This window comes from Pelagerythrobacter sp. Soil_C_18 (assembly GCF_057657235.1).
Genome location: NZ_JBDGIU010000003.1, coordinates 22,331 through 43,161, shown reverse-complemented (window position 1 = coordinate 43,161; position 20,831 = coordinate 22,331). Strand labels below are relative to the sequence as shown.

Here is a 20,831-nt window from a genome sequence, read left to right as displayed (position 1 = left end):
CGCACAAGGGTGAGAAATGGGCTGCCTCGTCTCTCCACTGCCGACCTCAGGTCGAGCTTTTTTGCGTCCGGGGCGCGCGCTCTTTTCACACGCCTTCCGATTTCACAAATTAGTGCAAATTTATGACATCAGTGCAAGCTCAAAATTCGCTTGGCCCTACCAACCTCAGAAACTCGGAAACGCGACTGTTAATATTATCTTTGAAAATCAATTTATTATAAAACCAACCACAGCATCTAACGAGACGCTTGACGCGCCGCCTCACCTCTGCAAACATTTGCAAAAGAGGGGCGCTGTTCCCTTTAAGCAACATGCACGGACGAGGGAGAGGGCGAAAATGGGGTCGATTCAGAGGCTGATGTTCAGCGCCGGACTGGCCGCGCTCGCCGCGGCACCGCTAGCAGCCGAGTCCTTTCGCGACCGCCCCCCGGAAGAGGAGGTCGTCTACTTCGTCCTGCCCGATCGCTTCGCAAACGGCGACGAGACGAACGACCGCGGCGGCATCGGCGGCGAGCGGCTCGACCACGGCTTCGACCCGGCTCACAAGGGCTTCTATCATGGCGGCGATCTCGCCGGGCTGACGGAGCGGCTGGACTATATCCAGTCGCTCGGCGCGACGGCCATCTGGCTCGGTCCGATCTACAAGAACAAGCCGGTCCAGGGTTCGCCCGGCAACGAATCCTCCGGCTACCACGGCTACTGGATTACCGATTTCACGCAGGTCGACCCGCATTTCGGGACGCGCGAGGATATGAAGCGGTTTGTCGATGCGGCCCATGCCCGGGACATGAAGGTCTACCTCGACATCATCACCAATCACACCGCCGACGTCATCAAGTACCGGGAATGTCCGCAGAACGACTGCGCCTATCGCAGCCACGCGGACTATCCCTATTCGACGCGCGGTGATGCCGGAGGCCAGCGGATCAACCAGGGTTTCTCGGGCGTCGAGGAGCAGACGGAAGAGAATTTCGCCAGGCTGACCAGCACCGATCACGCCTACACGCCTTACGTGCCGGAGGGCGAAGAGGACGTGAAGGTCCCGGCCTGGCTCAACGACCCGATCTATTACCACAACCGCGGCGACACGACCTTCAGCGGCGAGAGCTCGACCTTCGGCGATTTTGCGGGGCTGGACGATCTCTTCACCGAAAACCCGCACGTCGTGCAGGGCTTCATCGACATCTTCGGCACCTGGATCGACGATTTCGGCATCGACGGCTTCCGCATCGACACCGCGCGGCACGTAAATCCGGAATTCTGGCAAGCCTTCGTGCCCGCCATGCTGGAGCGAGCCGAGGCGCGCGGCATTCCCAACTTCCATATCTTCGGCGAAGTCTACGACGGCGATCCCGGAGCGCTGGCCCGCTTCACCCGCGTCGACGGCTTTCCAAGCGTGCTCGACTTCGCGTTCCAGTCGACCGTGACCGAGGTTGTGGCGAAAGGCGCGCCGACGGCCGGCCTCGCTCGGCTCTTTACTGCGGATGCGCTCTATGAAGGCGGGGCCGATGCGGCGAAGCGCCTGCCGACTTTCCTCGGCAATCACGACATGGGCCGTTTCGCCCGCTTCGTGCGCGAGGCGCACCCCGAAGCTACCGACGAGGAAGTGCTGAAGCGCGTGATCCTCGGCCACGCGCTGATGTTCTTCTCGCGCGGCGTGCCGGTGATCTATTATGGCGACGAACAGGGCTTCGTCGGCGACGGCGGCGATCAGGACGCGCGTGCCGACATGTTCCCGAGCCGGGTCGCGACTTATAACGACAACGACCTCGTCGGCACCGATGCCACGACGGCCGAGGCGAACTTCGACATGCGTCACCCGCTCTACGAAGCCATTGCCGGCATGGCGAAAGTGCGCGGCTCCGATCCGGCGCTGCGTTCCGGCGACCAGATTATCCGCGCCTATGGCGACGAGCCGGGGATCTTCGCCTTCTCCCGCGATATCGCCGGCACGCGGGGCGAGACGCTGGCCGTGTTCAACACGAGCGCCAAGCCGATCACCGCGCAGGTGCAGGTTGACGCGGGTTCCCTCGCCTGGACGTCGCTGCATGGCCAGTGCGCCGCGACCGTGACTGCGCCCGGAAGCTATCGCGTGGAGCTCGCGCCGCTCGAATACCTCGTTTGCAAGTCGGAGGCCGCACAATGATCAGCGGACAGCAGCAGATTCTCGACGCTGTGGCGCCGACATCGGCGGAGGTCAGGCCCTGGTGGAAAGGCGCCGTGGTCTACCAGATCTACCCGCGCAGCTTCGCGGATTCGAACGGCGACGGGATCGGCGACCTGCCCGGCATCACCGAACGGCTGGATCACATCGCCTCGCTCGGGGTCGACGCGATCTGGCTGTCGCCGTTCTTCACCTCGCCGATGAAGGACTTCGGCTACGACATCGCCGATTATTGCGACGTCGATCCGATCTTCGGGACTCTCGCGGATTTCGATCGGATGCTCGCCTGCGCGCACGAACTCGGCCTCAAGGTTCTGGTCGATCAGGTCTACTGCCATACCTCGGACCACCACGCCTGGTTCGCGGAGAGCCGGTCCAGCCGCGACAATCCCAAGGCGGACTGGTACGTCTGGGCCGAAGCGAAAGCGGACGGATCTCCGCCCAACAACTGGCAGTCGGTCTTCCACGGATCGAGCTGGACGTGGGACGAACGCCGCGGCCAGTATTACCTGCACAATTTCTTGCCGTCGCAGCCGGACCTCAACGTCCACAATCCGGGGGTGCAGGAAGCCCTGCTCCAGACCGCCCGCTTCTGGCTCGACCGCGGGGTCGACGGCTTCCGGCTCGATGCGCTCAACTTCCTGATGCACGACCCTGCGCTGACCGACAATCCGCCGGTCGAGAACGCGCCGGAACGGGCGCGCCCCTTCGACCGGCAGCATCATTTCCATAACCAGTCGCACCCGGACATCCCCGAGTTCCTGACCCGGCTGCGCAAGGTCATCGACGGCTACGGCGCCGACTTGTTCACCGTGGCCGAAGTCGGCGGCGAGCAGGCGGACCGGGAGATGAAGCTGTTCACGCAAGGGCCGGGTCGGCTGAACAGCGCTTACGGCTTCAACTTCCTCTACGAGAAGACCCTGACGCCGGAACTGATCGAGCGGACGATCGGCCTCTGGCCAGGAGACGAGGGCGAGGGATGGCCGAGCTGGGCCTTCTCCAACCACGACGCTCCCCGCGGCGTATCCCGCTGGCTCGCCGCACGGGACCGCGACGCCCTTGCCCGCTTACTTCTGCTGCTATTGCTGACGCTGCGCGGGAACGTGTTCCTCTATCAGGGCGAGGAACTGGGCCTGCCCCAGGCCGAGGTTCCCTTCGAACGCCTCCAGGATCCCGAGGCGATTGCCAACTGGCCGAACGGGCAGGGCCGCGACGGCGCCCGCACCCCCATGCCCTGGACGGGTGACGCGCTGCACGCCGGCTTTTCGGCCGTCGAGCCGTGGCTTCCGGTCGATCCGGAGCACGTGCCCCTGGCGGTAGACCGACAGGAAGCGCGGGCGGACTCCATCCTCAACCTTACGCGTCGCCTGGTGACGTTCCGCAAACGCCACTCAGCCCTGAAGGTCGGAGATTTCCGTCCGGTCGCCGTTCCGCGTCCCTTGCTCGCCTTCGAGCGCAGCGACGACAGCGAGCGCCTGCTGTGCGTCTTCAACCTCGCGGACGAGCCAGTGCAATGGACCTTGCCTGAGGGCTGGCATGTCATCGAACGCACGGGCGGTGAGGCCGATGGAGCGATGCCGCCGCTCTCCGGCTTGGTGGCGCAGCGGGTGGTATGACCGGCGCGTCAGCCGCCGCAGGATTCCCGCACGATCAGATCGGTCGGCATGCGCTCCGACCGCATGTCGCCGACGCTGCTCGAATCGAGCAGCTTGGACACGAGCAGGCGGCCCGCGCGCGCAGTGTCCTGCGATACGGTGGTGAGCGCGGGGCGGCTGTAGCGGGCGAACGGCACGTCGTCGTAGCCGACGACCGACACGTCGCCCGGAACGTCGCGCCCCGCCCGCTGAAGCGCGCGTATCGCGCCGAGCGCGATCAGGTCGCTCGCGGCCACGATGCCGTCGAAGTCGAGCCCGCGGCTGATCAGCGCATCGACGGTCGCTTCGGAGGACTCGACCGTGAAATGGGCGGGCACCATCAGCGCCCGATCCTGCGGCAGCCCGGCCTGATCCAGGGCCTCGAGATAGCCGCGCAGCCGCTGCGTGACCTCCGGCGCCTCGCTGTCGCCGAGAAAGATGATGCGCCGGCGACCCAGGCGGATCAGGTGCATCGTGGCGCGACGGCCGCCCACCAGATTGTCGCTCCCGACGGAGCAGTATTGTTGGTCCGGAAGCTTGGCCCCCCAGACGACGAAGCGGTCGTCGCGCTCCATCAGCCGGTTCAGCGAGTGGTGCAGCGTGCTCTGACCGAGGAAGACCGCGCCGTCGGCCCGGCTGGTGTTCATCGCCTTCGAAAGATCGTCGAAGCTGGTCGGCGTGAAATGGCTGACCAGCACGTCGCAGCCGCGAGCGCGGGCGGCATCGCTGACGCCAGCGAACAACTCGAGAAAGAACGGGTCGTCGATCTGCCCTTCCCGCCCCTGCGGGCGCGGAATGATGATGGCGATGGTGCCGTTCGCGCCGATCGGACCTGCCGGCATGTAGCGGCGGAACGGGTAGTCATGCTCGCGCGCCAGCTTCCAGATGAGCTGCTTGGTGCGCGCATTGACCGAAGGGCTGTCGTTGAGAGCCCGGCTGGCGGTGGAGATCGACACTCCTGCCAGCTTGGCGATATCCTCCAGCCTCGTGCTGCGTCCGGCCATTATGCAAATTTTGCCACAAACATTTTCATAAGCCGAATTGCGCAGCGTCGCGCGGATTTTGCAACCCGGATTTTGCAGGGAGCCGAGCCATGTTTGGACGCCTGATTGCCCTCATCGCCTTCCTTTCCGCCGCGCCCGCCTATGCCGAGGTCGTGGCCGAGGTCAGTTCACCCGGCGAGGTGCTGACCGTGGAGATCGACATCAACCCCGCGGGCCACGCCACTTACTCGGTGGAGCGCAATGGTGAAGCCGTGATTGAGCCGTCGCGCCTCGGGTTCCTCTTCACCGACGCCAAGAAGCTCGACCGCTATTTCGAGCTCGGCGGCACCTGGACGCGCAGCTTCGACGAGACCTGGGAACAGCCCTGGGGCGAGCGCCGTTTCGTCGGCAACCATTACAACGAGCTGCGCGTCCGCCTGACCGAACGGGCGCAGGACAAGCGGAGTCTGGACGTGGTTTTCCGCGTCTATGACGACGGGGTCGGCTTCCGCTACGAATTCCCGGAGCAGGCCTCGCCCGAGACGGTCGACATTGCCGAGGAGCTGACGGAGTTCGTGATCGCCGATCCGGCCACCGCGTGGTGGATCCCGGCGGGCGAGTGGAACCGTTACGAATATCTCTACCACGAAACGCCGCTGAACGAGGTGACGCAGGCGCATACGCCGATCAAGATCCGCACCGAGGACGGGCTGCACATCTCGTTCCACGAGGCGGCGCTGGTGGATTATTCCGGAATGTGGCTCCGCAGGGTCGAGGGCCGCCGATTCCGCGCCGAGCTCGCCCCCTCCTCCCACGGCCCGAAGGTCAGCCGCACCGCGCCGTTCCACACGCCCTGGCGGACGATCCAGATTTCGGAGACGGCCGGCGGCCTCGCCGAATCCGACCTGATCCTCAACCTCAACGAGCCGAACAAGCTGGGCGACGTCTCATGGGTCGAGCCCTTCAAGTATGTCGGCGTCTGGTGGGGCATGCATCTCGAGACGGAGACCTGGGGTTCCGGCCCGAAGCACGGCGCCAACACCGAGAACGTCAAGCGCTACATCGATTTCGCGGCCGAGCACGGCTTCCGCGGAGTTCTCGTCGAAGGCTGGAATCAAGGCTGGGACGGCGACTGGTACAACAACGGCGCGGTGTTCAGCTTCACCGAGCCCTATCCCGATTTCGATATCGAGGAACTGGCCGCCTATGCCCGCGAGAAGGGTGTGCGGCTGATCGGCCACCACGAAACCTCCGGCCACGTCGCCAACTACGAAAGCCAGCTCCAGGACGCGCTCGACCTATATGCGCGGCTCGGCGTCGACGCGATCAAGACCGGCTATGTTGCCGATACCGGCGGCATCCAGGCGCTCGGCCCGGACGGCGAGATCCGCTTCGAGTGGCACGATGGCCAGTTGATGTCGAACCATCACCTGAAGGTCGTGAAGGAAGCGGCCGAGCGGCACATCACGATCAATCCGCACGAGCCGATCAAGGATACCGGCCTGCGCCGCACTTATCCCAACTGGGTCTCGCGCGAGGGCGCCCGGGGCATGGAATACAACGCCTGGGGCGATCCGCCGAACGACCCCGCACATGTGCCCGAACTGGTCTTCACCCGCATGCTGTCGGGGCCGATGGACTACACCCCCGGCGTTCTCAGCCTCCAGGGACGCGGCCAGAAGCTGCAGTCGACCATCGCCCGCCAGCTCGCGCTCTACGTGGTCATTTATAGCCCGATCCAGATGGCGGCCGACCTGCCCGAGAATTACGAAAAGCACATGCCGGCGTTCCAGTTCATCAAGGACGTGCCGGTCGACTGGGCCGACAGCCGCGTGCTCAATGGCGAGATCGGCGATTACGTGACCTTCGCCCGCAAGGACCGGAACAGCGAGGACTGGTATCTCGGCGCCGTCACCAACGAGGAGGCGCGCGAGCTGACGGTCACGCTCGACTTCCTCGAACCGGGTCACACCTATACCGCGCAGATCTACCGCGACGGCCCCGATGCCGACTGGAAGACCAACGGCCACGATATCGTCATCGAGGAGCGCGAGGTCGGCGCGGGCGACGCCCTGACCCTGCGGCTCGCCTCCGGCGGCGGACAGGCGATCCGCTTCGTCGCGGAATGAAGCTCGTCGCCATCGTCACCGCCCTGCTGCTGGCCTTCGCGCCGGCGGTAGCGGCGGCTGAGGGCGCGGGTCCGGGCCGCCTGATCCGCTACGACGCCTTGCCGTCCGCCCATGTCGATCCGCGCGGCGTCACGATCTGGCTTCCCGAGGGCTACGATGGATCGAGCGCGCGCTATCCCGTGCTCTACATGCACGACGGGCAGAACCTGTTCGACCCCGCCATCGCGGGGGACAAAGGCGAATGGGGCGTGGACGAAGCGCTTTCGCGGCTCGTCGAGGCCGGACAAGCGCGGCCCGCGATCGTCGTCGGCGTCTGGAACACGCCCAAGCGGCTTCTCGAATATATGCCCGCCGAGGTCTTCGCCGCGCTGCCGCGCATAGGAGCCGAACAGGACAATCTTGTAGACCTTGCCATTCCGCTTGTGCGGAGACGTGGCGTTGGCGATCGCCTTCTCGAACTCCTCGAGCAGGATCTCGCGGATGCGGCCGAGCTCCTGCTGCTGCTGTTCGGGCAGATGGTCGAGGCTGGTCTTCATGGCTCCCTCACCCTAGCGGCAGGATGCCGCTTAGCACAGCCTCGCCGGCCGTGGCCGGCGAGGCTGGAAGTTCACCAACGGAGGTTCTCGCCGAGGCAGCGCAACCAGCGCCGCCACCATGGCTCCGGATGACGCTCACGAAGTGCCCGCCCGACCTGGCGGATCGCAGCGGCAAACTCGCGTTCGACCTGCCTGGTGGTGATACCCAGCTGCGCAGCGATGTCGCGGTAGTCGGCATCATCGATCCGCACGGCGAGGTATACCTCGCGCTGCCGGTTCGTCATGCGCCGCAGCGCGCGGTTCACGCGCTCGATCCCTTCTTCTCGGCTCATCCCTTCGGGCATCATCCTGCCTCCGGTGCAAAGGCGAGCAGGTAGTCGGCGGCCTTGCTCGCAGCGCTGGCTGCACGAAAGATCGCCTTCTCGTCCTCACGCAGCACGGCCAGCCAGCTGCCGATGTAGTCCGAATGGCGTACGGTCGGCTCGATCGACAGCGAAGCACAGGCAAAGGCGCTGGCCAACTCCGCGACCAGCTCCTCGCGTGCATAGGCGCTGCTGCCGAACCGCCCGGTCTGATCGCGGTTCAGTCTGCTCGTGTGCCCGCTCCAACGCCCAAGTTCGTGCAGCGCCGTGCGGTGCCAATCGATCGGTGCATGGAACGCCTGCGGCGGCGGCACCGCGACATAATCGCCGACCGGCGAATAGTAGGCCTCACCCCCACCGATGCAATTGGGATTTCAGACTAAGCGGCACAGATGCGCAGCGAGCCGCGATTGAGCGGCTGCTCGACGACGTGCGCCTTGAACATTCGATCGTGGCGGACGGCTGAGCGCCACAAGGCTTGCGGCTGTCGCCAACAAAGCCGACGTTCGCGGCGCTTAATTGGAACGTCGAAACCTACCGTTCATTCACGCGCCAAGTTATGACGCCTTGGGGGCCGCTTGTGGACTGGCTGGTTTCTGCAAGGCGGTGGTCGATAGCTGCCGATCACTGCACAAGTTATCCCAATCAGGAGCAATTTCGATTTCGGACACATTTGCTGGTGCCGAGTTCAAATTCAGCTTCACCGCAACCCTATCAACGCTACGAGGAGCAGCTTTATACGGCACGTTAACCACGATGGCCCCAAAAGCTCCCCGCTGAGACGCCGCGTGCTGCGGCGTAAGTCCACTGCGAACAGGCGAGAGCCACTTGAAACTGATCATCCAGATCCCGTGCTTCAACGAAGCAGAGAACCTGCCTGACACGCTGGTTGCGCTTCCCAGGCGTATCGACGGGATCGATTGCATCGAAGTTCTCGTCATCGACGATGGCAGCAGCGACAACACCAGCGAGGTGGCCCGGCGCTTCGGCGTCGATCATATCGTTCGCCACCGCACCAATCGCGGGCTCGCGGCTGCCTTCCGTTCGGGCATCGACCGCGCCTTGAGCGTGGGCGCGGACATCATCGTGAATACCGACGCCGATCATCAATACGACGGACGGGATATCCCGGCTCTGGTCGCAGCGATAGTTTCCGGCCGTGCCGATATCGCGATCGGCGATCGCAGCGTGGCAGACAATGCGCATTTCGGGCTGCTGAAACGCCGCTTGCAAAGTATTGGAAGCGCCACGGTTCGCTGGCTTTCCAGAACCGACGTCGCCGATGCGGTGAGCGGCTTTCGCGCGATGAGCCGGGATGCGGCGCAGCGAATCAACATCACCGCGACCTTTTCCTACACCACCGAGATGCTGATCCAGGCAGGGCGCAAGCAAATGGCGATCGTATCGGTGCCGGTGCGCACCAACGGCGCGGTTCGGCCGTCACGGCTGTTCCGCTCAATCCCGCATTTCATCAGCAGCACGGGATCGACGATGGTGCGCGCCTATGCGATGTACAATCCCCTGAAGAGCTTCATGCTGATTGGCGGGATCGCCGCCTTCATGGGAGCCCTTCCGATCCTGCGTTTCCTCTATTTCTACGCGATTGGCGATGGCGAGGGGCATGTTCAGTCGCTCGTCATCGGCGGCGCGCTCATCGTGCTCGGCATCCTGTCAATCATACTCGGCGCCGTTGCCGACCTGGTCGGCCGCAATCGCGTACTGCTCGAGCATACCCTGGAGCGCTTGCACGCAATCGACGATCGCTTGCGAGAGCAGGGCCTTGATGCCAGCCTTGATTCAATCGAAACCGAAATGCCGATCCGGCGCGACGGGACCGATGGCTAGCACTGCGCTGCTGGCTCTGCTGTTTGCACTTCGCGCCTCGGTCCGGCGCTTTGCCGAAAGCAATCGCACTCCGATCATCCTCACCGCGCTAGCCGCTTTCGTAGGCTTTTTCGTCTATTCGGCCACACACCTCGATCTCCAACCGCACGAAATACGCTTGGGCTGGCTGGCACTAGCCGCGGCTATTGTGCCTTTTGCGATGCTCGCCAATGCGTCCGAACTCGCTTTGTGCGCGCGCGCCACAGGGCGAGCGATGCCGATCGGGAAAGCCTTCGCATTTTCCGCCGCCGCGACGATCGCCAACATCCTGCCGGTGCCCGCAGGGTTGGCGTTGCGGGCCAAGGCGCTGGTCGGCCAGGGCGCGGCATGGATGGAAAGCGGTACGATACTCGCTGCCGCTGGCCTGCTGTGGCTAGCCATGGCCACGGCATGCGTCGGCCTGGCGCTCATGCCGGAGCGCATTGGCACGATCACGCTTATTGTCGGCACGCTGGCGTCACTCGCGATCGCCGGGTGGATCGCAAGGCGCGCCAATCTTGCCACTGCCATCGGGTTTCTGTTGGTCCGCGGCGCGATACTAGGCTTGCTTGTTGTACGCCTGTGCTTTTGCTTCCACGCGATCGGACAATTAGCCACTTTGGGAGACAGTGCGATATTCACGCTGGCCGGTGTGGTAGGCAATGGCATCGCGATCGTACCGTCCGGCCTGGGCATAGCGGAAGGTATCGGCGCATCCATGGCCGGCCTTGTCGGTGCGCCACCTGCCGCCGCATTTCTGGCAATCGGGATCAACAGGCTATTGGGCCTTGCCGGTAGTGCTTTTGTTTCGGGGATCCATCTCCTGATCCACCGGGCAAGACAGCCCGCCGCCAACGTGAAAGCCGCCTGATGCGCGTCCTGGTGGAAATCGTCCATCCCGCCGATGTGCTGTTCTTTCGGGCTCCCATTCGCCAAATGATTGCGCGCGGGGACGAGGTGGACATCGTCTCACGCGAAAAGGACGTGGCATGCGAGCTCCTCGATGAATTCGCGTTGGCCCACACGATCCTTTCGCGGGCTGGGACCGGGGTCGCCGGGCTTGCCTTCGAACTGGCACGCCGGGAACTGGCGCTACTGCGCCATATGCGAGCCAACAAGCCCGATCTGATGATCGGCTTCGGCGGTGTTGCGATTTCGCATATCGGCAAGTTATGCGGCATTCCAGCAATCAGCTTTTATGCTGCCGACACTGCCAGTCTGCAAACGCGCCTCACCTGGCCCTTCATCACGCATCTTTACGTGCCTGAGAGCTATGCGGGGCCGGTACCGCACGGGCGGACGACGCGCTTTGCCGCGGTCAAGGAACTCTCATATTTCCATCCCGATAACTTTCGGCCCGATCCCGATATCGCCCGCAGGAACGGCTGGGATCCGGGTCGGCCCAATTTCTTCATCCGTACGGTGAATTGGCGGGCCAATCACGATATGGGAAAAAGCGGTTGGGACGACGGCACGCTCAAAGCGCTGGTCGCCATATTAGCGGAGCGCGGAAAGGTCCACATATCTAGCGAGCGCGAACTGCCGAGCGAATTCGACGGTTATCGTTTCGCCGGCGCAAAGAATGCCGTTCACCATGTGATGGCGCATTGTCGTCTCTATGTGGGAGAAAGCGCGACGATGGCCCATGAGGCCGCATTTCTGGGGGTTCCGGCAATTTACGATGGCGCCGATCATCCCGGAACCACGCGCCAACTGGCACGCCACGGGCTCATTGCCGCCCTGTGCCAGCCGGGCGAGAGTGGACTGCTTGCCGAAGTCGACAGGTTGCTGAGTGACGACACCGTAGCATCGGCCAGGCGAAATTTGGCTGACTATCTCAACGGGCGTGCGAACCTGTCGAATTACATCGTCGCAGCGGTTGACCGACATGCGCGGCAACGCGCCCCATGACCGCTATCGCGCCCCCGATAACTGCTCCGCGAACAGAGCTCCGCGCGCCGGGTGAACGTGCGCTTTGCAGGATACTGCTCGCTTCGATCGCCATTTGCCTGGCTTTTCAATTTCATCTCATCTGGACGATGGAGATCAACTGGGACGAGTTCAATTATCTCGCGCTTGTCCACGAATATGCACGCGGCGAGCTCGGGCTCGCGCTCCAGACCGTCCACGTCCACCTGTTCGCGCCGCTGCTGCGATCGTCCGGCGATGAAATCCTGCAAGTCGAGGTGGGGCGGGTGGTCATGCTGGCGTTTCAATGCGGAACCGCGGCGTTACTCTATGGCCTTTCACGGAGCTTCTTCAGCGTGCCGGTGGCGCTGCTCGTAGTGCTTGCCTACGCCGCCTCCGGCAACGTCGTGATCCATGGCGCGAGTTTTCGCGCCGATCCGCTAGCGGCATTCCTGATCATGTCCGGTCTGGTGGCGATGGCACAGGCCCGGCGGTCACCGCTTGCCAATTGCATCGCGATCGCCGCACCGGCGCTGGCGTTGCTCGTCACCGTCAAGGTCGTGTTCTACGCACCTGCCTTCCTGTCGTTCTTTTTCTCGCAGCTAAGGAGCGCGCCCGATCGGATCACGGTGGTCACTCGCTGGGCAGCGGTTGCCTTCGCGTCGCTGGCGACATGTGTGGTCGCCTATTTGCTTCATCAAGACGCCTTGGCGATAGCCACCAGCGCCCGATCGGCGGGAATGCTGTCGAACGCCGCCAGCGTCACGCTGCTCGACACCGCCCTTTTTCCGCGGGCGAAGGAAATTGTGCGGCATATGTTGCAGGATCCGCTGCAGACGGCGCTGTGGATCGCAGGTGCCGGACTGGCGCTGGGCGCGTTATTCCATGAAAACAGGGACGAAAAATGGCGGGCAGCCACCCTGTTGCTCATGGCGGGAACGGCGGCGTGTCTGATGGTTTACCGCAACGCCTATCCATATTTTTTCGCCTTCATCCTGCCACCGACAATGTTGCTCATCGGATATGCTATCCAAAAACGCGGAGCTTCGGCAAAGCTGATGCTGGCGCTTGCCGTCGCGCTCGTTGTGTCGGCGGCCTTTAACTGGAACCGTGTGCGTGGCCACGATCAGGAGATGCAACAGGCTATCCTCAACGCTGTGCACGGCACGTTCAATCGGCCAGTGTCGGCGATCGACCGCAATGGGATGATCGCGAGCTTCCCGCGTGCGGGCATTTTCATGTCAACCTGGGGGCTGCGGAACTATCGCGCCGCCGAAACGCCGATATTCGGTGAAATCCTGGCGAAACAGCCCGTGCCGCTGCTCGTGCTTAACAGCCCTACGCTGGAGGAAGCTGTGGGGGAGCCGCCGACGGCGCGCCTTCATGCGCGTCTCTTTCCCGAAGATCGTGCCTTGCTGCGCGATAATTACATTCCGCACTTGGGCAAGGTCTGGGTAGCCGGCAAGACCATTAAGGCAAAGCCGCGGGCGCGCGCGGTCATGATTGCCGTTCCCGGACGATACCGTATCGAGGCCGGGTTTCCGGTAACGATCGATGGGGTAGAAATGCAACCGGGACAAGAGGTTAGGCTTGAACGTGGCAATGCCGATCTCGCTTCGCAATTGCCCCAGGTGGTGACAATGCGATGGGCCGACGCAGGGCCGCGCCCAAGCAGAGCCTTCCCCGAAGGTCCGGCGTATTTGGGCTTTTAGCACGAGGACATTGGTTGGGAGCGGCTCCGATCCTCACGCGGGAATGGCCGCTTTGGGGAGCGAGAATCGGTGCCCTGAACGGCGACAATCAGGGCGCGAAGCTGCCGACCAGCCTCGCGTCGTGTCCGGACAGGCAAATTTCAGTCCCGGCCTTCCGAATGCTATCATCCCGGTCGGACGTAGGTGGAGTGGCCAGAGCCGCCGACAAAGCCGACATTCGCGGTGCTTCGCTTGACCGTCGGAATCGGCCGTACGTTCACAAAGAAGCGTCCTTAATGCCGCTGTGCAGGCCAACTCAGTTCGGGCTGGTTGCGGACGTCACGCTTTCTGATGGTCAGCTAGAATTTCTAGACGGAACGGCCAGGCGGACGGATACCTTCCCCACTCCGCTATTCCAGATAGGCGATCGCCCCCGCCGGATCGTTGGTGAAGATTGCGTCGAACCCCAGCTCGGCGTAGCGCTGCCACTCCTCCGCGCTATCGACCACATCCGAATACACGAGAATGCCGGCCTGCTGCAGTTCGCGAAGCTGGGCTGGCCTCACCCGGTCGGTTCCCAGAACGATGCAGGAGGCATTGTGCTGGCGCAGAAGCGCGAGATAGTCGTCCGTGTGGCGATGTGCGCCGAGCAGGCAGGTGCGGATGCGCGGGTTGATGTCGTGCAGCGCATCGATCGTGCGATAGTCGAAGGACTGGAGGATGACCTTGTCCTCAAGGCCGTACTTCACCACGGCGTCGTTCAGCCGCGCGGCAAAGAGGACGGGATCAACATCCACAACGCCGTCCATGCTTTTGGGCACTTTGGTCTCCGCGAAAAACATGGCGCCGGTATCGCGGAAAGCGCCGAATACCTCGTCGAGCGTCGGCACCCGTGCGCCGGCCACGGTCATGTATCTGGGCCCCTCGTAGATCGGCCGCACGCCCGAGCCGCAGTCGAGTTGCCGCACTTCCGCCAGCGTCATGGCGCGGACCGGCCGTGGTGCAGCGACCGCACCTTCGTCAGACCTGCAGAAATCCGGGTTGATCGTAGGATCGTGATAGACGGCGACTTGGTCGTCGGCCGTCATGAGCGTATCGAATTCGAGGATCTCGGCGCCGAGATCGTGCGCATGGCGGAACGCCGACAGGGTGTTTTCCGGGCGGAGCAGCGCCCCGCCCCGGTGTGCGATAACCATCGGCCGATCGCCTCGTCCGTCCGTCGCGGCGCTCTCTCCCTCGTCGGCTGCCAGGCTCGCGGTGTCCGGCAGGATCATGGCCGCGGCCAGCAGGGTGATCGTCAGTCGGCGGATGGGCCGTAGCTTACGCGCGGTTGTCATGGCCACCCCCTCAGAGCTTGAAGTTGACGTTGGCGAAGAAGTAGCGGCCGTAGACGTCGTAGACGCCGCCTCCGCCCTGATAGTAGGTCCTCGGCGCGTAGGGCGGCTCGATATCGAACAGGTTGTTGATGCCCACCCGCAGCGTGGCGTTCTCGTTCACGTTCCATCCGATCGTGAGATCGTTGTAGACACGCGCGCCGACGTGGTTGTTGTCGTATTCTTCGCCCGACTTCGCGTTGGCGATGATCTTCGCGGCGCTCCAGAACCGGGTTTCCAGGCCGATGTCCCAGTCGCCGATGGTGTAGCTGGTGAACAGGTTGCCGCGGAAACGCGGGTTCTGATAACCGCCGTCGTAGACGATTACGCTGGACGCGATGCCCGGCAGCGTCGTCGTCTCGTACTTCAGCAGATAGCTCGCGCGCAGACCCAGGTTCATCCGCCCCTGGCCGAGATCGAAGCGGTAGTTCGCGCCCAGATCGATACCCTTGGCGTCCGACAGCGAGGCGTTGATGTAGCTGGTGTCGACCCGCATCCCGTAGCCATTCTCGTCGCGTTCAACACGGTCGCAGAACTGGTTGTCGATCGAGGGCAGATCGACGCACAGGTTCATCACGTCGTTGCGCCCGAGGGCGGTGATGATGTTCTCCAGATTAATGTTCCAGTAGTCGATCGTCATGTCGAAGCCGGGCAGGAAGGCCGGCTGCAGGACGGCGCCGATGGTGGTGCTGTTCGAAGCCTCGGGCTTCAGATCGGTGTTGCCGCCACTGATGACGAACCCGGTATAGATCTGCGTCGGCAGCGGGCTGGCGCTGCCGAGCAGGGCCTCGCAGTTCTGCCTGCGCGTCGGGTTCGCGTCATAGTTGATCTCCATGCACGGCTCGGACAGGCCGATCGCCTGCACCGCGCGCGAGGCGTAGAGCTCGCCGAAGTTCGGCACGCGCACGCTTCGCGACCGCACGGCGCGGAAGGTCAAACCGTCGAACGGACTCCAGATCCCGCCGACTTTCCAGGTGTGGGTGGAGTCGAAGTCGCTGTAGTCGGAGTAGCGATAGGCGCCTTCCAGCGTCAGTCGGTTGGCGAAGGGCGTATCGCGCAGCACCGGCACGACGAGTTCGGCATAGGCCTCGGAAACGTCGTTCGAAGCTTTCAGCGCAGGTTCGTAGGGCGCCCAGGCGCCGAGGTGCGACAGTTCGTTTTCAGGCGGCGCCGCCATGTTGTCATCGAAATTGTCGACCGTATCCTTACGATATTCGACGCCGAGCACGGCCTGAACCTCCCCGGCCGGCAGAGCGAACGGACTGCCCGCGATATTGGCGCCGGCGACGGTCTGGGTGTTCTTGCGCTTCTTGTGGCGGGTGCCGATCATCCAGGCACGCTGTTCGGCGCTGAGCGGATCGAAGCTGAAGATGTTGAACGGCACGCATCCGGCCGCTCGTGCTTCCTCGTCACGGCAGACCGGGGTTCCGGTCAGCGGATCGGCAATGACATCGCGTGCCGCGACGAAGCGCGAGGCGACCGGGACGTTGGTGGCGGTGATCTCGTTCGTGCTGCGACCGTACTGGCCGAAGGCTTCCCAGCGCCATCCGCCGGGCAGTTCGCCGCGCAGCGTGTTCACAACCGTGAAGCTCTGGCGCTCGCTGCGGTCGGTCATCTGACCGAAGATCTCATAGCTGCGGCGCAGCGGCGTGGACGTCAGGTCGTTTTCGACCATGACCTGCCGGAAGCTGTCCGGCAGATAGGGGTTGTCGAGATGGGCGACCGCCCCGCCCGCGCCGTTGAGCCAGATGTCGCGGTCGTCGTCGCGATACGGCCGGCGATAGGCGTCGTATTCAGACCGGCCGTAATCGAAGCGGAAACCGTATTCGAGCCAGTCGGCGATCTCGTAGTCGAACCGGCCGATGAACGACGCATTCTCGATCGGAGCGATCAGAAAGTCGCTCCAGTACTGGCTCTGCGGCATGCCGCCGTCGCCGCCGGAACGCGACGAGTTGCAGCTTGAGAAGCAGACGTCGTAGACGCCGATGCTGGCGGAGCCGTCGGGGTTGAGCAGATAGGTGTCGCCGCCCACCCAGATGTTGGGATTGGGCTGAAGGTAGAAGTTCGTCCGGTGATAATAGACGATCCGGTCGGGGATGCCGTCGTTGGGCCCGGTGTTCTCCGGGTTGGCCGTGTAGTTGAGGTTCGTGTCCTTCGAATAGCGCTGGTGGAAGTAGATCGGCTCGTTCTTCAGGTACGTGCCGCCGATCATGATCGAGCCGCGGTCGTCGGCGAAGGTCGTGCCGGCGACGATCGAGGCCTGGTACTTGCTGCCGCCGCCGTGCTGCGAAGTGCCGGCCGTGGCGGACAGCTCGAGCCCCTCGAATCCGGTCTTCGTGATCACGTTGACCGCGCCGGTAACCGCGTCCGCGCCGTAGACCGCGGCGGCACCGCCGGTGATGATCTCCACCCGGTCAATCATCGCGGCCGGGATCATGTTGATGTCGACCGCAGACGAGGAGGCAGCACCGGAGACGCGCCGGCGGCCATCCACCAGCGTGAGCGAGCGACTGACGCCCATGTTGCGCAGCTCGACCGTCGCCATACCGCCGTCGTACTGCCCCTCGGGCGCGCTGTTGTAAGGCCCGTTGCCCGGCCCCACCGCGACGTCGCGCAGCACCGCCTCATACGTCGTGGTTTCACCCTGCCGCTCCGACAGATCCATGTCGACCACGCCGACGGGCATGGCCGATTCCAGTTCGGGCCGCGCGATACGCGAGCCGGTGACCACGATCGCGGTCTCGCCGCTCTCCGCAGTCCGGCCCTCCTCCGACGCGGCAAGGATTGCAACTTCGCCGTCATAGGATGACACGGTGAGCCCGGTCCCCGCGAGCAGGCGGTCGAGCGCAGCGCGCACGTCCATCTCGCCCCGGAGCGCGTTGGTTGTCCGCCCCTCAGCATGGCGGCCGGCGACGAGCACCTGCACGCCCGCCTGCTGCGCGAACAGCCGGATTCCGCTCGACGCCGCCTGCGCCGGCACGTTGAAATCGCGGGCTTGGGCGTGCACGACCGCCGGAACGCAGATTGCAGTCGATACCGCAACAACGGAGGTGATGTGTCGGAACGTTGAAAGTAGCATTTACGAACCCCTGAACTTTGATGCTTCACACCAAAAAGACGAGGTGAAAATTGATTTCCGTCGCGTGATTAAATATTAATTCTTCGAGTCAATTTTATTTCTTCTTTATTACAATTCTCTCATTCGTAACGATGGCCTCCGCACCCGCTACCTCTGCTGCGGCGCGAGCGAACTTCGCCGGATCGTTCGCATTGAACAGACCGATGATCGAGGTCTCGCCGATACCGGGATCGCCGATCACGATCTGCGCGCGATTGATCCGGTTGAAACGTGCCGCTGCGGCGGCGATGGTGACGTTGTCGAGCGAGATCTGGGCCACCTCCGGCGCCGGCAGCGGCGCGCGCGGCGACGTTTGCGGCGACATCAGCGGGGGCGGCGGGCCGGGGTCGAGCGTCAGCTTCCCGCCCGCATGGAGCAGGACCGCCTGGTCCCTCTCCTCGCGGCCCCAAACGAGCACGCTGCCTTCGGTGACTGACACAGTTCCGCCCGCAAGGCCGGAGCGGCCGACCGTATAGACGGTTCCGGTGGCCTGCGCGAAGACCTCCCCCGAGCGCACGACGAAGGGACGGGCGGGATCGGGAGCCACATCGAAGGTAGCCTCACCGTGCAGGAGAACGATGGTCCGGGCATCCCCGGTCATGGCGACGGTGATCTGTGCATCGTCGCCAAGCCTCACCACGGACCCGTCCTTCAGGTTCACGATCTCACCAGCCGCCGCAATGTCTTTGCCCGGCATCAGCGAGAGGCCGAGCATGGCGAAAGCGGCAACGGAGACCGCGACCGCGAGCCCGCCAGCAGCCAGACGCCCCGCCCAGCGCGCGAGCGGCTGCGCGATCGGCTCCGGCCCGTTGTCGTTGTCCGACGCCAGCGTCGGCGGGCCCTTGGAAACGGCTTCCTCCAGCACATGCAGTCCCGCCCGCGCGCGCAGATAGGCGCCACGGTTGCGGCGGTCGGCGGCGAGCCAGTCACGGAGCTCGGCTTCGGCCTGTTCGGTCAGGTCGCCATAGGCCGAGCGGGCCGCCCAGCGGGCCGCCTGTTCGTGCAGGCCTGTTGTGGCCTCGTCACTTGCCAAGCCGGTCCCCCTCGATCCCCTCGGCACGCTCATCCTCTTCGGCCATGACCTTCAACACCGTCCTGATCCCGCGCACGATGTGGTTTTCCACGACGTTCTCGGTCACGCCCAGCGTCCGGGCGGTTTCCTTCTGCGAAAGCCCCTCGCATCGCCGAAGCTCGATCACGCGGCGTCCCGTCCAGGAAAGTTTCGAGAGAATGGCATCCACGCGGGAGAGTTCCTGGCGGGCCGCGACGGTCCGGTCCGCCGCAGGCTCATCATCCATGACGTTCTGCCATTCGATTTCCGTCACCGTCTGAAGGTTGGCCACTCTGGCATGGCGTACGATGTCGCTTGCCACGTGGTGCGCGACCTTGCGGAAATAGGCCGCACCGTTGTCGATATGCTGGACCGAAGGCAGCGCGGCGACGCGGCAGTAAGCCTCCTGAATGACGTCCTCCACATCGATCGCCCCACCCCACCGCCGCGCCAGCCGTAGGCGGATGGAGCGCTCGTGAGGCAGAATCTCCCTCGCCACCCACGCCGCGACATCGTCCCGCTTGTCGTCCATTCGGCGCCGCCGCTCGCGCTCCTCGATGTGACCGTGCATCCGGCAGAAATCCGGGCGCCGCCGCCAAAGCCGCGCTTGATGACGTATTGATGACGCTTCGTGCGGAGGACGGACGGTCCGAGGAGAAAGGGACAGGGAACGCTCGAGTTATAATCAGCGGGCCTATACTCCAAGTGATCGAAAGATCGAGATCGACTTGTCCCGGCGAGGAGTAGTGCCTTATGGACTCTGCTGATATTCGCATCGGCAACGACATCTGATGCGAGGCGGGTCTCGCCGACAAATCAGATGAGGTGGATGGCTCCCGCTCACGGCATCTAGGTGCCAAAGTGTGAAGACCGTCAGGTATTCACGAGCAAAATGGGAGCCACCCAGATGGAGATTAGCACGATCGGCCTCAATTTGGCCAAGAACGTTTTCCAGGTTCACGGTGTAGATGCACAGGGCACGGCCGTTGTTCGCAAGGCATTGCGGCGCTCGCAGATGCTTCCCTTCTTCGAGAAGCTTCCGCCTTGCCTGGTCGGCATCGAGGCCTGCGGCACGTCGCATTACTGGACTTGGGAGCTGATCAAGCTGGGCCATGAAGTTCGGCTGATGCCGCCGGCTTACGTCACACCATATGTGAAGCGCGGCAAGACCGACGCGGCCGACGCGGAAGCGATCTGTGAGGAGTGACGCGCCCACGATGCGCTTTGTGCCGGTGAAGTCAGAGGAACAGCAGGCGGCGCTGTCGATGCACCGCACGCGGGATCTGTTCGTCAAGCAGCGCACGCAGCTAATCAACATGGTGCGAGGGCTTTTGGCTGAGTTCGGCATCGATCTCCCCCAGAGCATCAAGCGAGCTTTGGAGAAGGCACGTGCGATCGTCGACGGGGAAGCGCCAGACGTGCCGTCCGATGCTCTTCGCATCGTTGAGCGGCTGTCGCAGCAAGCCCTCGATGTTCACGCCCAGGTACGCGAGATCGAACGTGATCTGATCGCGTGGCAGCGCAAGAGCGACGTTGCCACCCGCCTCATGACGATCCCGGGCATTGGCCCGATCGGAGCGACGGCGCTCGCAGCGTCGGTCAGCGATCCATCTCAGTTCCGCTCTGGACGACAGTTCGCGGCATGGCTGGGGCTAACGCCGCTTTCAGAAGTCCAGCGGCGGCAAGGAACGGCTCGGGCGCATCTCGAAGAGATGGGCGACAGGTATCTTCGTAAGCTCCTGGTGGTCGGCATGACGGCAGTGGTGCGGAACGCGAAAAGAAAACCGGAGGCGGTCGATCCCAACGTTCTCGCTTTGCTGGCACGCAAGCCTGCGCGGGTGGTCACTGTGGCTTTGGCAGACAAAACAGCGAGGATCGTCTGGGCCATCATGGCGCGCGGCGAAGTCTATCGTGAGCGCCACGTGCCGGCGCTCACGGCGTAGAGGAAGAACGTAATAGCGGCGAAAGCCAGCTTCAGGAGTTGTGAGACCAAAGCGAGATGATGGCGAACCGGTCAGA

At 63.7% G+C, this 20,831-nt stretch carries 16 protein-coding genes and 1 pseudogene; 10 read left to right on the top strand and 7 right to left on the bottom strand.

All coding sequences use genetic code 11. The features are described 5' to 3' along the window. Window positions 1-337 precede the first annotated feature (337 nt). On the top strand, window positions 338-2,146 hold the full coding sequence (locus AC3A5N_RS08325) for an alpha-amylase family glycosyl hydrolase (RefSeq protein WP_487736856.1): 1,809 nt from the start codon (window positions 338-340) through the stop codon (window positions 2,144-2,146). Continuing rightward, window positions 2,143-3,780 carry an alpha-glucosidase family protein gene (locus tag AC3A5N_RS08320; RefSeq protein WP_487736855.1) on the top strand — a complete coding sequence of 546 codons (1,638 nt, stop codon included), beginning with the start codon at window positions 2,143-2,145 and terminating at the stop codon, window positions 3,778-3,780. Before AC3A5N_RS08325 ends, AC3A5N_RS08320 begins: the two co-directional genes overlap by 4 nt. An 8-nt stretch (window positions 3,781-3,788) precedes the next feature. Here AC3A5N_RS08320 and AC3A5N_RS08315 read toward each other — a convergent pair whose 3' ends face one another. Continuing rightward, window positions 3,789-4,802, bottom strand: coding sequence for a LacI family DNA-binding transcriptional regulator (locus AC3A5N_RS08315; protein ID WP_487736854.1), 1,014 nt, complete (start codon window positions 4,800-4,802; stop codon window positions 3,789-3,791). An 89-nt stretch (window positions 4,803-4,891) separates the two neighbouring features. Between AC3A5N_RS08315 and AC3A5N_RS08310 the strand changes: the two genes are divergently transcribed. Next, a complete protein-coding gene (locus tag AC3A5N_RS08310) occupies window positions 4,892-6,910 on the top strand; it encodes a glycoside hydrolase family 97 protein (protein WP_487736853.1) in 2,019 nt (672 codons plus the stop codon). Beyond that, window positions 6,907-7,578 carry an alpha/beta hydrolase-fold protein gene (locus AC3A5N_RS08305; protein ID WP_487736852.1) on the top strand — a complete coding sequence of 224 codons (672 nt, stop codon included), beginning with the start codon at window positions 6,907-6,909 and terminating at the stop codon, window positions 7,576-7,578. Before AC3A5N_RS08310 ends, AC3A5N_RS08305 begins: the two co-directional genes overlap by 4 nt. On the opposite strand, the gene AC3A5N_RS08300 is transcribed toward AC3A5N_RS08305, so the two are convergent. Together AC3A5N_RS08300 and AC3A5N_RS08295 are read right to left on the bottom strand one after the other, a co-directional pair. Beyond that, entirely contained in the window at window positions 7,518-7,778 is a 261-nt protein-coding gene (locus AC3A5N_RS08300; RefSeq protein ID WP_487736851.1) for a sigma factor-like helix-turn-helix DNA-binding protein, read from the bottom strand. The two genes, AC3A5N_RS08305 and AC3A5N_RS08300, sit on opposite strands and share 61 nt — an antisense overlap. A gap of 11 nt (window positions 7,779-7,789) precedes the next feature. After that, window positions 7,790-8,170: pseudogene (locus AC3A5N_RS08295) on the bottom strand (zincin-like metallopeptidase domain-containing protein); the annotation flags it as partial. Between the two features lie 466 nt (window positions 8,171-8,636). Between AC3A5N_RS08295 and AC3A5N_RS08290 the strand changes: the two are divergent. The 4 genes from AC3A5N_RS08290 to AC3A5N_RS08275 all read left to right on the top strand — a co-directional run bounded on the left by AC3A5N_RS08290 (window position 8,637) and on the right by AC3A5N_RS08275 (window position 13,291). After that, complete coding sequence (locus AC3A5N_RS08290) at window positions 8,637-9,653, top strand: glycosyltransferase family 2 protein (RefSeq protein WP_487736850.1); 1,017 nt, start codon at window positions 8,637-8,639, stop codon at window positions 9,651-9,653. Further along, window positions 9,646-10,542 carry a hypothetical protein gene (locus AC3A5N_RS08285; protein ID WP_487736849.1) on the top strand — a complete coding sequence of 299 codons (897 nt, stop codon included), beginning with the start codon at window positions 9,646-9,648 and terminating at the stop codon, window positions 10,540-10,542. The genes AC3A5N_RS08290 and AC3A5N_RS08285 overlap by 8 nt, the downstream gene beginning before the upstream one ends. After that, on the top strand, window positions 10,542-11,582 hold the full coding sequence (locus AC3A5N_RS08280) for a hypothetical protein (RefSeq protein ID WP_487736848.1): 1,041 nt from the start codon (window positions 10,542-10,544) through the stop codon (window positions 11,580-11,582). The genes AC3A5N_RS08285 and AC3A5N_RS08280 overlap by 1 nt, the downstream gene beginning before the upstream one ends. A 128-nt stretch (window positions 11,583-11,710) precedes the next feature. Then, window positions 11,711-13,291 (top strand): hypothetical protein, encoded by a 1,581-nt coding sequence (locus tag AC3A5N_RS08275; protein ID WP_487736847.1) that lies wholly within the window; start codon window positions 11,711-11,713, stop codon window positions 13,289-13,291. A gap of 389 nt (window positions 13,292-13,680) precedes the next feature. On the opposite strand, the gene AC3A5N_RS08270 is transcribed toward AC3A5N_RS08275, so the two are convergent. From AC3A5N_RS08270 to AC3A5N_RS08255, 4 genes are all read right to left on the bottom strand, one after another. After that, window positions 13,681-14,607, bottom strand: a complete 927-nt coding sequence (locus AC3A5N_RS08270; RefSeq protein ID WP_487736846.1) for a glycerophosphodiester phosphodiesterase — start codon at window positions 14,605-14,607, stop codon at window positions 13,681-13,683. A 10-nt stretch (window positions 14,608-14,617) separates the two neighbouring features. Then, entirely contained in the window at window positions 14,618-17,650 is a 3,033-nt protein-coding gene (locus AC3A5N_RS08265) for a TonB-dependent receptor domain-containing protein (RefSeq protein ID WP_487736845.1), read from the bottom strand. Between the two features lie 166 nt (window positions 17,651-17,816). Beyond that, a complete protein-coding gene (locus tag AC3A5N_RS08260; RefSeq protein ID WP_487736844.1) occupies window positions 17,817-18,794 on the bottom strand; it encodes a FecR family protein in 978 nt (325 codons plus the stop codon). Then, window positions 18,784-19,344 carry an RNA polymerase sigma factor gene (locus AC3A5N_RS08255; protein WP_487736843.1) on the bottom strand — a complete coding sequence of 187 codons (561 nt, stop codon included), beginning with the start codon at window positions 19,342-19,344 and terminating at the stop codon, window positions 18,784-18,786. Before AC3A5N_RS08255 ends, AC3A5N_RS08260 begins: the two co-directional genes overlap by 11 nt. A 375-nt stretch (window positions 19,345-19,719) precedes the next feature. Here AC3A5N_RS08255 and AC3A5N_RS08250 point away from each other — a divergent pair, with 375 nt between their 5' ends. Continuing rightward, window positions 19,720-20,019, top strand: a complete 300-nt coding sequence (locus AC3A5N_RS08250; RefSeq protein WP_487736842.1) for a hypothetical protein — start codon at window positions 19,720-19,722, stop codon at window positions 20,017-20,019. 10 nt (window positions 20,020-20,029) lie between these two features. Beyond that, entirely contained in the window at window positions 20,030-20,755 is a 726-nt protein-coding gene (locus AC3A5N_RS08245) for an IS110 family RNA-guided transposase (RefSeq protein WP_487736841.1), read from the top strand. The last annotated feature ends 76 nt before the right edge of the window (window positions 20,756-20,831 follow it).

Excerpts from the sequence above, each read along its gene's own strand:
- AC3A5N_RS08245 (WP_487736841.1), top strand. The coding sequence starts at position 20,030 with ATGCGCTTTGTGCCGGTGAAGTCAGAGGAACAGCAGGCGGCGCTGTCG.
- AC3A5N_RS08255 (WP_487736843.1), bottom strand. The coding sequence starts at position 19,344 with ATGGACGACAAGCGGGACGATGTCGCGGCGTGGGTGGCGAGGGAGATT.
- AC3A5N_RS08280 (WP_487736848.1), top strand. The coding sequence starts at position 10,542 with ATGCGCGTCCTGGTGGAAATCGTCCATCCCGCCGATGTGCTGTTCTTT.
- AC3A5N_RS08270 (WP_487736846.1), bottom strand. The coding sequence starts at position 14,607 with ATGACAACCGCGCGTAAGCTACGGCCCATCCGCCGACTGACGATCACC.
- AC3A5N_RS08300 (WP_487736851.1), bottom strand. The coding sequence starts at position 7,778 with ATGAGCCGAGAAGAAGGGATCGAGCGCGTGAACCGCGCGCTGCGGCGC.
- AC3A5N_RS08275 (WP_487736847.1), top strand. The coding sequence starts at position 11,711 with ATGGAGATCAACTGGGACGAGTTCAATTATCTCGCGCTTGTCCACGAA.
- AC3A5N_RS08315 (WP_487736854.1), bottom strand. The coding sequence starts at position 4,802 with ATGGCCGGACGCAGCACGAGGCTGGAGGATATCGCCAAGCTGGCAGGA.
- AC3A5N_RS08250 (WP_487736842.1), top strand. The coding sequence starts at position 19,720 with ATGGAGATTAGCACGATCGGCCTCAATTTGGCCAAGAACGTTTTCCAG.
- AC3A5N_RS08320 (WP_487736855.1), top strand. The coding sequence starts at position 2,143 with ATGATCAGCGGACAGCAGCAGATTCTCGACGCTGTGGCGCCGACATCG.
- AC3A5N_RS08325 (WP_487736856.1), top strand. The coding sequence starts at position 338 with ATGGGGTCGATTCAGAGGCTGATGTTCAGCGCCGGACTGGCCGCGCTC.
- AC3A5N_RS08285 (WP_487736849.1), top strand. The coding sequence starts at position 9,646 with ATGGCTAGCACTGCGCTGCTGGCTCTGCTGTTTGCACTTCGCGCCTCG.
- AC3A5N_RS08305 (WP_487736852.1), top strand. The coding sequence starts at position 6,907 with ATGAAGCTCGTCGCCATCGTCACCGCCCTGCTGCTGGCCTTCGCGCCG.
- AC3A5N_RS08310 (WP_487736853.1), top strand. The coding sequence starts at position 4,892 with ATGTTTGGACGCCTGATTGCCCTCATCGCCTTCCTTTCCGCCGCGCCC.